Below are 14111 nucleotides of genomic sequence, written 5' to 3' on the forward strand. Positions count from 1 at the left end.
GGCCATGGGCCGCTCCTACACTGTAGGAGCGGCCCATGGCCGCGATAAAGCAGGGTAGGGAGGCACCGCTTCTCTCGGCATGAGAATCAAGCCGATGCTCGCCACAGCCGGAGCAGGTATCGGGCGCCAATTGCAACTGGTTGAGAAGTCCCGCGTTGGCGCGGATGGAGGCGGGGAGTCGCAACGGATTCAAGGGCACTCGTCGTCCTTTTTGCGCGATATCGCCTCACCCGTATGCGGCCCCAGTTCCCGCTTGGGACAGTCCTGCCACTGCTTGTCCCCCAGACCGGCGGTGTATTCCGGATGCAGCGGATAGTGCAGGCGGTTGTCCGCCCGGCTGGTGTCGCCCACCACCAGCAACTCCACCGGCTCGTCGGTCTCGTTGATGAAGGTGTGGGCGACGCCATCCCCCGCCTTGAAACCCACCCCGTCGCCCGGCTTGAGGCGCTGGAGGTGACCGTCGATCCAGGCGGTGGGGTGGCCCGAGATCACATAGATGAATTCGTCTTCGGTGGCCTCGGCATGGGGCCGCGAGGTGCGGCGACCGGGTGGCAGCCATTCGTGGTGGATGCCCAGGCGGGCGAAGCCGAAGTGGCGGCCGAAGGCGGCACCCAGGGAAAAGCGCTCGTCACTGTCGGCATAGCCGGGGCCGTCGGGCGCCTGGAGCTGGGACCAGTGGACGATCTTGTCGAAATCTTTCCGGGATTGCATGGGGTGCTGCGCCTCGCGGGAAAATAGCTCAAGCTTAGCCGGTTAGGCGGACGCTGCCGCCTCAGGTCCCTTTCGGTGCAGGAACGCGATGCCCAGACTGTCCAGACAACTCCTCGCACTGCTGACCCTGGCGCTGCTCGGTGGCTGTTCACCCGATACGCCGATCAACAGCCCCTACCGCGCCGGAGCCGAAGGTCAGAATACCCTCTATACCGCCTTCACCACCCGCTCGCCGAAGTACCTCGATCCGGCCAGTTCCTATTCCGGCGACGAGACCAACTTCACCTACAACATCTATGAACCCCTCTACGGCTACCACTACTTCAAGCGGCCCTACGCGCTGATCCCCCGCGGCGCCGAGCGGGTGGTCACGCCTTACTACCTGGATGCCCAGGGCCGGCGCCTGCCGGACGACGCACCGGCCGCGCAGATCGCCGAGAGCGTCTACGACATCCCCATCCGCCGCGACGCCCGTTATGCGCCCCATCCGGCCTTCGCCCGCGATGCCCAGGGCCATTACCGCTACTTCCCGATCCAGCCCGCCGACCTGGCCGATCGCTACCAGATCCCCGACTTTCCCGAGACCGGCAGCCGCGCCCTGACCGCCGCCGACTACGCCTACGGCCTGCGTCGCCTGGCCAGTCCGCGGCTGGTCTCGCCCAGCTACGCCATCTTCGCCGAGCATCTGGTCGGCATGCAGGCCTTCGGGGACGGCCTGCGCGCCGCCGACAAGTCCCTGCGCGCCGGCCTGCCCAGGGGCGCGCCGCTGCCCTGGCTGGACCTGCGCCAGGGCGAGCTGCCCGGGGTCGAGGTGCTGGACGACCACACCCTGCGGCTGCGGGTGATCGGCAAGTATCCCCAGTTCAACTACTGGCTGGCCATGACCTTCGCCGCGCCGGTGCCCTGGGAGGCGGATCGCTTCTACAGCCAGCCGGGGATGGCCGAGCACAACCTGGGCTTCAACAGCTGGCCGGTGGGCACCGGACCTTATCGCCTGGCCGAGTCCATCCCCAATCGCCGCCATGTGCTGGAGCGCAATCCCAACTACCACGCCGATCCCTATCCCTGCGAAGGGGAGCCCGAGGATCGCGAACAGGGCCGGCTGGACGACTGCGGCAAGCCCATGCCGCTGATCGACCGCGCGGTGTTCAGCCTGGAAAAGGAAGGGGTGCCGCTGATGGGCAAATTCATCCAGGGCTACTACGACACCCCCCAGGTCGAGCGCGGCGAATATGGCGTGGCGCTGCGCACCAAGGCCGGTGATTCGGCCGATTCCGCCGAGCTCTACCGCGAGCGTGGCCTCAAGTTGCCCACCGCGGTGGAGGCGTCCAACTGGTACCTGGGTTTCAACTGGCTGGATCCGGTGGTGGGGCAGGGCGCAACGCCCGAGCAGCAGGTGCGCAATCGCAAGCTGCGCCAGGCACTGTCGATCGCCTTCGACTGGGAGAGCTACATCACCGTCTTTCTCAACGGCAACGGCCTGGTCGCCAATGGCCCTCTGCCGCCGGGCGTGCTGGGCTATGAAGCGCCGCCGGCCGGCAGCAACCCGGTGGTCTATCGAATGGTGGATGGCAAGCCCGAGCGGCGACCCATCGAAGAGGCCCGACAGCTGCTGGCCGAAGCCGGCTATCCCGATGGCCGCGATGCCAGCAGCGGGCGGCCGCTGATCCTGCAATACGACGCCCAGACCAGCGGCGACAGCGCCATGTTCGACTGGATGCGCCAGCAGACCGCCAAGCTGGGCATCCAGCTGGAACTGCGCGGCTCGGACTACAACAGATTCCAGGACAAGATGCGCAAGGGCGCGGCGCAGATCTTCTTCTGGGGCTGGAACGCCGACTATCCCGATGCCGAGAACTTCCTGTTCCTCTTCTACGGTCCCCAGGGCAAGGCCAAGCACGGTGGCGAGAATGCCGGCAACTACAGCAATGCCGAATACGACCGGCTGTTCGAGCAGATGAAGAGTCTCGATGACGGACCGGAAAAGGTCGCCCTGATCCGGCGCATGGTCGCCATCGTGCAGCAGGACGCGCCCTGGCTGTTCGGCTGGAATCCCCTGTCGGCCGGGGCCTATCAGCAGTGGGTCTACAACGCCAAGCCGACCCAGATGGTGCGCGATCAGCTGCGCTATCTGCGCCTGGACCCGGCGCTGCGCGAGCGCAAGGTGCTGGAATGGAACCGGCCGGTGCTCTGGCCGCTGTGGCTGCTGCTGGGGCTGGGGCTGCTGCTGATCTGGCCGGCCTGGCGCAGCCTCCGGCGGCGTGAGCGCCAGACCGCCTTTGGCGACGGCCACGGGGAGGGGCGGCCATGATCGGCTATCTGCTGCGGCGCCTGGCCTATGGCGTGCTCATCCTGATCGGCGTGAATCTGCTGACCTTTCTGCTGTTCTTTACCGTCAACACCCCGGACGACATGGCGCGCCTGGCCATCGGCGGCAAGTACGTCACCGCCGAAGCCATCGAGGACTGGAAGGCGGAGCACGGCTACGACAAGCCGCTGCTCATTAATACCACCCGTGAAGGAATGGAGCAGCTGACCGATACGCTCTTCTTCGAACGGTCGGCCAGTCTGCTGGTGTTCGACTTCGGCACCTCCGACAGCGGCCGCGACATCGGCCGGGAGATCGCCGAGCGCGCCGGCCCGAGTCTGGCGCTGGCGCTGCCGACCTTCGTGCTCGGCCTGGCGGCCAGCGTCGGCTTCGCCCTGCTGCTGGTATTCTTTCGTGCCAGCCGGCTGGACTTCTGGGGCGTGGTGCTCTGCGTGGTGCTGCTGTCGATCTCCTCGCTGTTCTACATCATCGCCGGCCAGTGGCTGTTCGCGAAGACGCTGCGCCTGGTGCCCTTTTCCGGCTATGAAGAAGGCTGGAATCTGTTGCGCTTCCTGGCCCTGCCGGTGCTGGTGGCGGTGATAGCCGGCCTCGGCAGCCAGGCCCGCTTCTATCGCGCGCTGTTTCTCGAAGAGATCGGCAAGGACTATGTGCGCACCGCCCGCGCCAAGGGCCTGGCCGAGCGCCAGGTGCTCCTGCGCCATGTGCTGCGCAATGCGGCGCTGCCTATCCTCACCGGGGTGGTCTCGGCCATTCCCTTGCTGATCATGGGCAGCCTGATCGCCGAATCCTTCTTTGGCATTCCCGGCCTGGGCAGCTACACCATCGACGCCATCAACGGCCAGGACTTCGCCGTGGTCCGCACCATGGTGTTCCTGGGGTCGGTGCTCTACATCGTCGGCCTGATCCTGGCGGACCTGTCCTACACCCTCGCCGATCCGCGTGTTCGCTTCAGGTAGCCGCCATGCCGAAATTCGTCTTGCTCTGGACCGACCTCGCCCTCTACCTGCTGGTGGCCGGCAGCCTGATCTACGCCTGGCGCGCGCGTCGCCAGCCGGCCCTGCGCGCCAGTTGGCGCCGGGTGCTGCAGGATGCCCCGGCGATGAGCGCGGCCGTGGTGCTGGCCAGCTTCGTCGCCATCGCCCTGCTGGATTCGCTGCACTACCGGCCCCAGTTACCCGCGACGCCTGGCGCCACGGCGCCGATCTACTCGCCCACGGTGCTCTCGGCCCTCGACGGCCTGCTGGCCGAGACCAGCCTGACCCAGCGCGAGAAGACCTATTCGGCGCCGCTCGCCACCCACCAGTTCACCAAGGAAACCCTGGGCACCAGCGCCGAGGGCGCGCCGCTGCGGGACTTCCCCCGCCTCAAGCATGCCGGCACCACGTTGCGCGATCCCGCTACCGAGTGGCGGGGCGATGTCCTCAAGCGGCTGACGTTGGGCCTGCTCGGCGGTCTGGCGCTGGCCCTGGCGACTGCCGCCCTGGCCGCGGCACGGCTGCGCGAGCCGGGTGGCTTAGCCAGCCGCTGCGGACTCATCCTCCGCGGCCAGACCGCCACGCCCTGGCGCGCCATCCTGCTGACCTGGCTGGGCGTCTGCCTGGTGTCCGGCAGCGTGATCGCCCTGGCCAGTGGTTACCACGTGCTGGGCACCGACGGCACCGGCAACGACGTCCTCTACCAGTCGCTCAAGAGCATCCGCACCGCCTTCGTCATCGGCAGCCTGACTACCCTGGCCATGCTGCCACCGGCCATCGTCTTCGGCCTGGCCGCCGGTTACTTCAAGGGCCGGGTGGACGACGTCATCACCTACCTCTACACCACCCTGACCTCCATCCCCGGGGTGCTGCTGGTAGCGGCCTGCGTGCTGATGATGCAGGTGTTCATCGACCGCCATCCGGAGCTGTTCGACACCGGCGCGGCGCGCGCCGACCTGCGTCTCTTCATGCTCTGCCTGATCCTCGGCCTCACCGGCTGGGCCGGCCTCTGCCGCCTGCTGCGCGCCGAGGCGCTCAAGCTGCGCGAGCTGGAATACGTGCAGGCGGCGCGGGCCTTCGGCGTTTCCCACTTCACCATCCTGCGCCGGCACCTGCTGCCCAACGTCTTCTACCTGGTGCTCATCACCCTGACCCTGGAATTTTCCAGCCTGGTGCTCTACGAGGCGGTGCTCTCCTACCTGGGCATCGGTGTCGATCCGACCATGAATTCCTTCGGCTCCATGATCAACGACGCCCGCACCGAGATGTCCCGCAGCCCCATGATCTGGTGGAACCTGTTCAGCGCCTTCGCCTTCATGCTGGCCCTGGTGCTGGCGGCCAACCTGTTCGCCGACGCCGTGCGCGACGCCTTCGATCCGCGCAGTCGCCGGCTGAGATCCGCCTGGCTCAGGCGCCTTCCCGGCCAGGGCGAGGTGCAGCCATGACCCCGGTGCTGGAGATCCGCGACCTGGAGATCCTGGTCGACGGCGAGGAGGGCACGCGCCAGGCGGTGCGCGGCCTGAGCCTGGCCATCGCCCGCGGCGAGACCTTTGCCCTGGTCGGGGAATCGGGCAGCGGCAAGAGCGTCACCGCGCTCTCGCTGTTGCGCCTGCTGCCGCCTTCGCTGGGTATCGCCCGGGGCGCGGCGCTGCTGACCGGCACCGACCTGCATCGACTGCCGGAAGGCCGCCTGCGCGAATTGCGCGGCGGGCGCGTCGGCACCATCTTCCAGGAGCCCGCCACCAGCCTGAATCCGGTCATGCGCATCGGCGAGCAGATCGAGGAAACCCTGCGCGCCCATACCGCGCTGCGCGGCGCCGCCGCCCGCGCCCGGGTGGTGGAATGGCTGCGGCGGGTGGGCATTTCCGAGCCGGAGCGACGGATCGACGACTACCCCTTCCAGTTCTCCGGTGGCCAGAAACAGCGCATCATGATCGCCCTGGCGCTGGCCGCCGAGCCGGATCTGCTGATCGCCGACGAGCCCACCACGGCGCTGGACGTCACCGTCCAGGCGCAGATCCTCGCGCTGCTGGCCGACATCCAGCGCGAACTGGGCATGGCCATCCTGCTGATCACCCACGACCTGGCGGTGGTGCGCCAGGTGGCCCATCACGTGGCCCTGATGCGCCACGGCGAGATCGTCGAGAGCGCGCCGGCGGCGGAATTCTTCCAGGCGCCCCGGCATCCCTATGCCCGCGAGCTGTTCGCCGCCATTCCCACCTTCGCCAAGCGCGGCCAGACCCTGGCAGGAGTACCCCGCACCTTGCCCGCGCGAACCCCGGGCGAGTGCTTGCTGGAGGTACGCGACCTGGCCGTGCACTATCCGATCCGCCGGGGCGCCTGGGGCCGGACTCGGGACTGGGTCAGGGCGGTGGACGGGGTGAGCTTCGACCTGCACGCCGGCGAGACCCTGGCCCTGCTGGGCGAATCCGGCTGCGGCAAGACCACCACCGGCAAGGCGCTGCTGCGGCTGCTCGACGGGCCGCGCATCGGCGGCAGTGCCCGCCTGGGCGGCGCAGAGCTGCTCACGGCCGATGGACGCACCCTGCAACGACTGCGCCGGCAGATCCAGATCGTCTTCCAGGATCCCTTCGCCTCCCTGGATCCGCGCATGCGCATCGCTGCCACCCTGGAGCAGGGGCTGCTGGCCCTGCGCCCGGAACTGGACGCCGCCGAGCGCCAGAGACGTGCCGCCGCCCTGGTGGAGCGGGTCGGGCTGCCGGGGGACACCCTGCAGCGCTTTCCCCATGAATTCTCCGGCGGCCAGCGGCAGCGCATCGCCATCGCCCGGGCGCTGATCGTCGAGCCGCGGGTGCTGGTGTGCGACGAACCCACCTCGGCGCTGGACGTCTCGGTGCAGGCGCAGATCCTCGATCTCCTGCGCGAACTTCAGGCGGAGCGCGGCCTGGCCTATCTGTTCATCACCCACAACTTTGGCGTGGTCGAGTACCTGGCCGATCGTATCGCGATCATGGACGGCGGTCGCATCGTCGAACAGGGCAGCGCCGAACGGGTGCTGCGCGCGCCCGCTCACGCCATGACCCAGCGCCTGCTGGCCGCCGTGCCGCGCCTGGAATTCGGGACCTCGCCATGAATTTTCCACCGCGCATCGCCCTGGCCGACTTCGAGCTGGTGTGGCCGCAACCGCGCCTGGCCGCGGCCTTCGCCGACGCCCTGAACTGGAGCTATGCCGAGCACCGCCGCTTCCTTGGCTGGGCGCGCGAACAGACCAGCGTCGCCCAGGCCCGCGACAGCCTGCTCGCGGCCCGCGGCGCCTTCACCCTCGCCCAGGGCGAGAAACGCTACTTCCTGGTGCGCGGTGACGAACTGCTCGGCTGCCTGGGGCTCACGCCACTAGACGGCGGGCGGCGCTTCGAGATCGGTTACTGGCTGCACAGCCTGCATACCGGGCAGGGCCTGATGACCGCCGCACTGCGGTATTTCGTCGAGCAGCGGGGCACGGCGGGGTTCTTTCTCACCACCTCGGCCGCCAATGACGCCAGTCAGCGCCTTGCCGAACGGGTCGGTTTCCGGCGCGTCCGGGTGTTGGAAAACGATCGGGAAGGTCCGGACGGACAGCGCTGCGCCACCTGGGTCTACGAATTGCCGCCGCAGGTGCAGCCATGACCGCCCTGAGCGTTCCGCTGCAGTATCCACCGCGCTTCGCCGTGACCGAGGCGGTGGAACTGATCGACCTGACCCTGGCCGATCCCGCCGCGGTGGCCGACTACTACCGACGCAATCGCCAGCACCTGGCGCTGTCGATGCCGCGGCGCTCCGATGCCTTCTATACCCTGGCGCAGTGGCAGGGGCAGTCTGCCGCCTACCGCGCCGGAGGACCGGGTCTGAGCGAGTTGCGCCTGGTGCTGCGAGCGGGCCCGCTGGTCATAGGCACGGTGAATTTCAGCCAGATAGTTCGAGGGGGTTTCCAGGCCTGCTACCTGGGCTACGGCCTGGATGCGGCCTGGCAGGGGCGGGGGCTGATGCGCCAGGCCGTACGCCTGGGGCGGGACTTCGTCATCGCCGAGCTGGGCCTGAACCGGATCATGGCGAACCATCTGCCGGAGAACGTCCGCAGCGCCCATCTGCTGACCGAGCTCGGCTTCGAGCGCGAGGGCCTGGCGCGGCGCTATCTGGAGATCGACGGGGTCTGGCGGGATCACGTGCTGACCAGCTACGTGCGTTCCGCCCCCTGAATGAAAACCGGCGGCCCCTGGCCGCTGGTTTTCATTCAGACCCTGTTCTAAGTCTTGCGAGCTAGCGACAAACAAGGCCTCGGCGGCCCCGCGAAAATGGCTGAGGAAGCGGATCGGACCCGCGCTCGGGTTTACGAGCGGTAAATGAGCATTCCGACCGGGCTGGCGACCCAGGGCATTTTCAACGCGGTTTGGCCGACGCGCAGCAGGCTTTGAATAGGGTCTCAGACCCGCGCTGCGGTAACGGCAGCCGAGCCCCAGGTGGTGCGCCAGCGGCGCTTGACGCTGAGCAGGCCGAACCAGGCGAGCACGCCGAGGGCGGCGAACAGCCAGAGGCCCAGTTGATAGTCGCCGGTAGCCTGCTTGACCGCGCCCAGGCCGGCGGTGAGGGCGAAGCCGCCGATGCCGCCCGCCATGCCGATCAGCCCGGTCATGACGCCGATTTCCTTGCGGAAGCGCTGGGGCACCAGCTGGAACACCGCGCCGTTGCCGGCGCCCAGGCTGAGCATGGCCACCACGAACAGCGCCAGGGCCGCCATGGCGCTGGGCAGGTGGAAGCCCACGGCGGCGATGCAGATGGCCGCCACGGTATACATGCCGAGCAGCGCGCGGATCCCGCCGATGCGGTCGGCCAGGGCACCGCCCAGGGGCCGCATCAGGCTGCCGCCGAAGACGCAGGCGGCGGTGTAGTAGCCGGCCACCACCGGCTCCAGGCTGTACTGGTCATGGAAGTAGCCGGGCAGGGTGCTGGCAAGGCCGAGGAAGCCGCCAAAGGTCACGCTGTAGAAGAACATGAACCACCAGCTGTCCTTGTCGTTCAGCGCACGACCGTAGTCCACCAGCTTCTTGGGCGCCGGCCGTTCCGGGGCGTTGCGGGCGCAGAGCACGAAGACCACCAGGGTCAGGATCAACGGGATCAGCGCGAAGCCGAATACGTTGGTCCAGCCAAAGGCCTTGGCCAGCGCCGGGGCGAAGAGGGCGGCGAACACCGTGCCGGAGTTGCCGGCGCCGGCGATGCCCAGGGCCTTGCCCTGGTGCTGCGGCGGATACCACTGGGAGGCCAGCGGCAGGGCGACGGCGAAGGAAGCACCGGCGAAGCCGAGGAACAGGCCCAGCACCAGGGTCTGCTCATAACTGTGCACACCGTGCTGCCAGGCCACCAGCAGCGCCAGGATCACCACCACCTGGCCGATGATGCCGGCGGTCTTGGGTGACAGCCGATCGGCGACGAAGCCCAGGATCAGACGCAGGACGGCACCGGCGAGAATGGGCGTGGCCACCATCATGCTGCGCTGCTGGGTGGTCAGCTGCAGGTCGGTGGCGATCTGCACGGCCATGGGACCGAGCACGTACCAGACCATGAAGCTCAGGTCGAAGTAGAGGAAGGCGGCGAACAGGGTCGGCGCATGGCCGGCTTTCCAGAAACTGGGACTCATGGAGGCACCTCGGGCACGTCACGGGCATGAAAAAGGCGCCAGTCACCCTTGCCCGTTGCCGGGAGGTGAACTGACGCCTTTGTCGGTTGGGTGACCGCCGTTGGCCACCCCTGCCGAGGTCTTTGCAAGAGCGAAGCCAAGTTGAGTGAGCCCAGTGTTAGCTGGGGATCGCGATATTGGTAGCGTCTGAATCGGTCAAGGCGCTGCACAAGAATTGAGCGCCGTCACGGCGGGTTGCCCCTTGTTGGCGCTTACGAAGTAGTGCGGGCCGGGTTCGGATCGCGGCCATGGGCCGCTCCTACAGGTACGGTAGCGGCCCATGGCCGCGATAGGCTGCAGGAAAAGGCCGTGGCGATCACTCGCCACGGCCTTTTCTATTGGGATGACGCTATTACTTCGCGTACTTGGTCTGCAGCGCCTTGGCTTCCTGGAGGTGGTGCTCCAGCTTCGGCAGGGTCTTCTCGGCGAAGGCCTTGAGCGCGGCGTCATCGCCGGTCTTGGCTTCGTTGCGGAAGATCTCGATGGTCTGCTCGTGGGCCACGACCTGGTTGTTGGCATAGGAGCGGTCGAAGGAGTCGTCACGCACCTGCAGGATCATGGCCTTGGCCTTGTCCATCAGCTCGGCGTCGGTGGAGACTTTCAGCTTCTTCTCCTGGGCCAGGCTCTTGAGCTGCTCGTTGGCCTTGGTGTGGTCGTCGATCATGCTCTGGGCGAAGGTCTTGATGTCCTGGGACTTGCTCTTGTCCAGGGCCAGTTTGGCCGCTTCGATCTCGGCGATGCCCTTGGCCGAGGCGTCGTCGACGAATTCGGCCGGAGACAGCTTGTCGGCGGCCTGGGCCAGGCCGGCACCGGCAGCCAGCAGGATGGCGAGGGACAGGCTGGAGGCTTTCTTCAGCATGGGCGTCATGGACGTGCTCCTGATTTTCTTGGGCAGTAAGGGAAGGGGCTCACCGCTGTGCGGTGAACGCGCCTGCAAATGGGACCTGCCCAAAAAGTCATACGTTCCCTGAAGAAAGTGCGCGAAGCCAGATCAGGCGCGGCTTACGCTTGAGCGAAACGCTTCATAGGCGTCGAAATCGAAGCGTGTTGCCGAGACGATCTGGCTCTGTTTCAGGGTCAGGTAGATGTCCTTGCCCTTGTCCGCATAGTGGGTGGTGAAGGTCACCCAGAGTTTGTCCTTGTCGCGGTAGCCGCTCATGATCGGCTTGATGCAGACGTCCTGGTCGGCGCCTTCCGTTTCGCTCGGCTCGCCCAGGGTGGTGATGCGACCGACGTACACCTTGCGCTCCTCCAGGGTCAGCATCAGCGTCTCCTTGTTGATGGAGGCGGTCATCAGCAGATCGTCCAGCGGACTGTCCTTGAGAATGCCGGCGAGGATGAAGGTGCGGTAGTTGTCCTCGCTCAGGCCGTACTTGTGCTTGATGGTCCAGCGCGCCTGCGTGGCCCAGGCCGTGGGAATCAGCAGGGCGGTCACCGTCACCAGCAGAATCCAGGCGGCCTGCAGCGGATCTTCCAGGGTGCCGGTGCGGCGCAGCAGCTCGGCGAGACCGGCGAAGTAGTCGAGGGAAAAAGTCCGCTCACCCCAGGACCAGCTGCGCCCCTGCACGATTTGCGCGACGCCCAGGTGCAGGATCACGGCGAGCAGGGTGCAGAACAGGCCGAAGCGCGCGCTCTGCAGATAGAGGTACTGGCCCTCGTAGCGATGCAGGCGGTAGAAGTACAGCGGATGCTTGTGGCAGACGAGAAAACCGCTGACCAGGATCGGCAGGAGCAGCAGCAGGAACATCAGCGGTTGATGAGCCGCCGGGCGCGGTCTAGGTCTTCCTTGAATTCGGGGGAGTCGAAGATCTCCGCCGGATCGATGCGCAGGGTACCGCGACCGACCACGCGCATGGACTTGTAGGAGTTGTTGATGCTCGCGGCCAGCTTGAGATCGTCCGCGGAGGGCGATTTGAGCAGATTGAACAGGCCTTTCAGCATGGCGATATCCCGGGAGGTCAATAGCGGCTTATAGCTTGGAACACCCGGACTGACAAGCATTCGCCGCGCCGCCGGTCGACGGCGCGGCGAAGACTCAGGCCGGCTCGACGCCGGATTTGCGCGCGGCCGCCTTGGGTAGCAGGCCGTCGGCACGGAACATCTGCTTGATGCCGCGCACCGCCTGGCGGATGCGGTCCTGGTTCTCGATCAGGGCGAAGCGCACATGGTCGTCGCCATAGTCACCGAAGCCCAGTCCCGGCGAGACGCAGACCTTGGCCTCGGCCAGCAGCTTCTTGGCGAATTCCAGCGAACCCAGGTGGGCATAGGGCTCGGGAATCTTGGCCCAGACGTACATGGAGGCCTTGGGGTTCTCCACCATCCAGCCGGCTTCATGCAGGCCGCGCACCAGTACGTCGCGGCGCTGCTGGTATTGCTGGGCGATGTCGCGCACGCACTGCTGGTCGCCTTCCAGAGCGGCGATGGCCGCCACCTGCAGCGGGGTGAAGGTGCCGTAGTCGTGATAGCTCTTGATGCGCGCCAGGGCGGCGACCAGCTCGGGATTGCCGACCATGAAGCCGATCCGCCAGCCGGCCATGTTGTAGCTCTTGGACAGGGTGAAGAATTCCACCGCGATGTCCTTGGCGCCGGGCACCTGCATGATGGAAGGCGCCTGCCAGCCGTCGAAGACGATGTCGGCGTAGGCCAGGTCGTGCACCACCAGCACGTTGTAGCGCTTGGCCAGTTCCACCACGCGCTCGAAGAAATCCAGCTCCACGCACTGGGCGGTGGGGTTGGAGGGGAAGCCGAGGATCATCATCTTCGGCTTGGGAATGCTTTCGCGGATGGCCCGCTCCAGTTCGGCGAAGAAGTCCATGCCCTGCACCAGGGGCACCGAGCGCACCTGGGCGCCGGCGATCACCGCGCCGTAGATGTGGATCGGATAACTCGGATTGGGCACCAGCACGGTGTCGCCGGCATCCAGGGTGGCCAGCATCAGGTGCGCCAGGCCTTCCTTGGAACCGATGGTGACGATGGCTTCGCTGTCGGCATCGATCTCCACCTGGTAGCGGTCGCGGTACCAGTGGGAGATGGCGCGTCTCAGGCGCGGAATGCCCTTGGAGCTGGAGTAGCCGTGGGTGTCTTCGCGCTGGGCGACCTGGCAGAGCTTCTCGACGATGTGCGGCGGAGTCGCCCCGTCGGGATTGCCCATGGACAGGTCGATGATGTCCTCACCGCGACGACGCGCGGCCATCTTGAGTTCGGCGGTGATGTTGAAGACGTAGGGGGGCAGGCGATCGATGCGCGCAAAGCGGCGCACAGGACTGGAATCAGTCATGCGTTCCTCGAAGTACGTAAGCGCCCGGAACCGTCCGAGCGACGTGGGTCACAGGAGGTGACCTGCAGCGGACAGTAGCCGCAGGTCGCTGCGCTTGTCGAGGAAAAAATCAGCGGGGCGCCGCCGGCGAGGCGCTCCGGTGCGGATCAGAGCGCGTGACCGGCCTGCAGCGCCGCCACTTCCAGTCGCGCCTGCTGGCGCGCCTTGTCCTGGTGCTGCTGGATCATGCCGGGGATGAGGAAGGCATCGATCAGGCACCAGATCCCCAGGATGATCCAGGGAATGAAGAAGGTGACCCAGCCGAGCAGCGAGAGCACCAGCATGATGGCGGCGGTACCGGTGCGGCCGAGGTAGAAGCGATGACCGCCGAGCATGCCGAGAAAGAACCAGATCAGGTAGGCGGCGCCGGTGGATTTGCGCGCGTTGGCGACCTTTTGTTCGACCAGCATTTCGGCTTGCAATGAGCTCATGACAGACGTCCTTTTCGAGGGTGAATATCCAGGGGGCGCGGATAGTGCCACACAAAGCGGAGCCAGACCATTTCCCGTGGCGGGCTCCTGGCGCCGGTTCAGCCGAGCAGTTCGCTCATGGCGATGATCTGGTCGGCCACCTGGATCAGCTTCTGCTGCTTGCTCATGGCCTGGCGGCGCATCAGGGTATAGGCCTCGTCTTCGCTGCAGCCCCGCATCTTCATCAGCAGCCCCTTGGCCTGGTCGACCTTCTTGCGCTCCAGCAACTGCTGCTCGCGGGCCTGGAGTTCGGCGCGCAGGGCCTGGTCGGTCTCGAAACGGGCGCGGGCCACATCGATGATGGCCTGCAGGCGACTGGTCTGGATGCCTTCGACGATATAGGCGCTGACGCCGGACTGGATGGCCCGGCGCATCACCGCCGGGTCATGCTCGTCGGTGAACATGACGATGGGGCGCGGCCGGTCGCGGGTGACCAGGCAGACCTGTTCCATGACGTCGCGCCCGGGTGACTGGGTGTCGAACAGGATGACGTCCGGCCGCAGGGCCTCGATGCGTGCGGGCAGGTCGATGGTCAGACCGGATTCCTCGATGACCTCGAAACCGGCTTCGATCAGCGCGGCCTTGAGACGGCCGACCTGCTTGGGGGTGTCGTCGATGAGCAGGATGCGCAAGGTCGTTC

14 protein-coding genes are annotated in these 14111 nt (G+C 66.7%); 6 read left to right on the forward strand and 8 right to left on the reverse strand.

Annotated elements, in window-relative coordinates; translation table 11 throughout:
• Positions 1-189: 189 nt before the first annotated feature.
• Positions 190-711, reverse strand: a complete 522-nt coding sequence (locus POR01S_RS01605) for a cupin domain-containing protein (RefSeq protein ID WP_027601852.1) — start codon at positions 709-711, stop codon at positions 190-192.
• An 88-nt stretch (positions 712-799) separates the two neighbouring features.
• Between POR01S_RS01605 and POR01S_RS01610 the strand changes: the two genes are divergently transcribed.
• The 6 genes from POR01S_RS01610 to POR01S_RS01635 are packed head-to-tail and all read left to right on the forward strand — an operon-like array spanning position 800 to position 8210.
• On the forward strand, positions 800-3022 hold the full coding sequence (locus POR01S_RS01610) for an ABC transporter substrate-binding protein (RefSeq protein WP_042133326.1): 2223 nt from the start codon (positions 800-802) through the stop codon (positions 3020-3022).
• On the forward strand, positions 3019-3996 hold the full coding sequence (locus POR01S_RS01615) for an ABC transporter permease (RefSeq protein ID WP_042133327.1): 978 nt from the start codon (positions 3019-3021) through the stop codon (positions 3994-3996). The genes POR01S_RS01610 and POR01S_RS01615 overlap by 4 nt, the downstream gene beginning before the upstream one ends.
• Positions 3997-4001: 5 nt before the next feature.
• Positions 4002-5459 carry an ABC transporter permease gene (locus POR01S_RS01620; protein WP_042133329.1) on the forward strand — a complete coding sequence of 486 codons (1458 nt, stop codon included), beginning with the start codon at positions 4002-4004 and terminating at the stop codon, positions 5457-5459.
• Positions 5456-7108, forward strand: a complete 1653-nt coding sequence (locus POR01S_RS01625) for an ABC transporter ATP-binding protein (RefSeq protein WP_042133330.1) — start codon at positions 5456-5458, stop codon at positions 7106-7108. The genes POR01S_RS01620 and POR01S_RS01625 overlap by 4 nt, the downstream gene beginning before the upstream one ends.
• Positions 7105-7641 carry a GNAT family N-acetyltransferase gene (locus POR01S_RS01630; protein WP_042133332.1) on the forward strand — a complete coding sequence of 179 codons (537 nt, stop codon included), beginning with the start codon at positions 7105-7107 and terminating at the stop codon, positions 7639-7641. The genes POR01S_RS01625 and POR01S_RS01630 overlap by 4 nt, the downstream gene beginning before the upstream one ends.
• The gene (locus tag POR01S_RS01635) at positions 7638-8210 is read left to right on the forward strand and encodes a GNAT family N-acetyltransferase (protein WP_052382609.1); all 573 of its coding nucleotides are present in this window, start codon (positions 7638-7640) and stop codon (positions 8208-8210) included. Before POR01S_RS01630 ends, POR01S_RS01635 begins: the two co-directional genes overlap by 4 nt.
• 224 nt (positions 8211-8434) lie before the next feature.
• Here POR01S_RS01635 and POR01S_RS01640 read toward each other — a convergent pair whose 3' ends face one another.
• From POR01S_RS01640 to POR01S_RS01670, 7 genes are all read right to left on the reverse strand, one after another.
• Positions 8435-9646 (reverse strand): MFS transporter, encoded by a 1212-nt coding sequence (locus tag POR01S_RS01640; protein ID WP_027599894.1) that lies wholly within the window; start codon positions 9644-9646, stop codon positions 8435-8437.
• Between the two features lie 391 nt (positions 9647-10037).
• A complete protein-coding gene (locus POR01S_RS01645) occupies positions 10038-10553 on the reverse strand; it encodes a DUF4142 domain-containing protein (protein WP_027599893.1) in 516 nt (171 codons plus the stop codon).
• Positions 10554-10676: 123 nt separating this feature from the next.
• Complete coding sequence (locus tag POR01S_RS01650; RefSeq protein WP_027601858.1) at positions 10677-11432, reverse strand: hypothetical protein; 756 nt, start codon at positions 11430-11432, stop codon at positions 10677-10679.
• Positions 11432-11626: a hypothetical protein gene (locus tag POR01S_RS01655; RefSeq protein WP_007159025.1), complete on the reverse strand. Its 195-nt coding sequence runs from the start codon at positions 11624-11626 to the stop codon at positions 11432-11434. Before POR01S_RS01655 ends, POR01S_RS01650 begins: the two co-directional genes overlap by 1 nt.
• 94 nt (positions 11627-11720) lie before the next feature.
• The gene (alaC, locus tag POR01S_RS01660) at positions 11721-12962 is read right to left on the reverse strand and encodes an alanine transaminase (RefSeq protein WP_007159024.1); all 1242 of its coding nucleotides are present in this window, start codon (positions 12960-12962) and stop codon (positions 11721-11723) included.
• A 146-nt stretch (positions 12963-13108) separates the two neighbouring features.
• Positions 13109-13432, reverse strand: coding sequence for a TM2 domain-containing protein (locus POR01S_RS01665; protein WP_037006984.1), 324 nt, complete (start codon positions 13430-13432; stop codon positions 13109-13111).
• Positions 13433-13530: 98 nt separating this feature from the next.
• A complete protein-coding gene (locus POR01S_RS01670; RefSeq protein WP_027599890.1) occupies positions 13531-14103 on the reverse strand; it encodes an ANTAR domain-containing response regulator in 573 nt (190 codons plus the stop codon).
• Positions 14104-14111: the final 8 nt, after the last annotated feature.

It is taken from the genome of Pseudomonas oryzihabitans NBRC 102199, assembly GCF_000730625.1.
GTDB lineage: Bacteria > Pseudomonadota > Gammaproteobacteria > Pseudomonadales > Pseudomonadaceae > Chryseomonas > Chryseomonas oryzihabitans.

Coding starts and splice junctions, on each gene's coding strand:
- POR01S_RS01620 (WP_042133329.1), top strand. CDS start 4,002: ATGCCGAAATTCGTCTTGCTCTGGACCGACCTCGCCCTCTACCTGCTG.
- POR01S_RS01665 (WP_037006984.1), bottom strand. CDS start 13,432: ATGAGCTCATTGCAAGCCGAAATGCTGGTCGAACAAAAGGTCGCCAAC.
- POR01S_RS01615 (WP_042133327.1), top strand. CDS start 3,019: ATGATCGGCTATCTGCTGCGGCGCCTGGCCTATGGCGTGCTCATCCTG.
- alaC (WP_007159024.1), bottom strand. CDS start 12,962: ATGACTGATTCCAGTCCTGTGCGCCGCTTTGCGCGCATCGATCGCCTG.
- POR01S_RS01610 (WP_042133326.1), top strand. CDS start 800: ATGCCCAGACTGTCCAGACAACTCCTCGCACTGCTGACCCTGGCGCTG.
- POR01S_RS01630 (WP_042133332.1), top strand. CDS start 7,105: ATGAATTTTCCACCGCGCATCGCCCTGGCCGACTTCGAGCTGGTGTGG.
- POR01S_RS01635 (WP_052382609.1), top strand. CDS start 7,638: ATGACCGCCCTGAGCGTTCCGCTGCAGTATCCACCGCGCTTCGCCGTG.
- POR01S_RS01625 (WP_042133330.1), top strand. CDS start 5,456: ATGACCCCGGTGCTGGAGATCCGCGACCTGGAGATCCTGGTCGACGGC.
- POR01S_RS01655 (WP_007159025.1), bottom strand. CDS start 11,626: ATGCTGAAAGGCCTGTTCAATCTGCTCAAATCGCCCTCCGCGGACGAT.
- POR01S_RS01640 (WP_027599894.1), bottom strand. CDS start 9,646: ATGAGTCCCAGTTTCTGGAAAGCCGGCCATGCGCCGACCCTGTTCGCC.
- POR01S_RS01650 (WP_027601858.1), bottom strand. CDS start 11,432: ATGTTCCTGCTGCTGCTCCTGCCGATCCTGGTCAGCGGTTTTCTCGTC.
- POR01S_RS01605 (WP_027601852.1), bottom strand. CDS start 711: ATGCAATCCCGGAAAGATTTCGACAAGATCGTCCACTGGTCCCAGCTC.
- POR01S_RS01645 (WP_027599893.1), bottom strand. CDS start 10,553: ATGACGCCCATGCTGAAGAAAGCCTCCAGCCTGTCCCTCGCCATCCTG.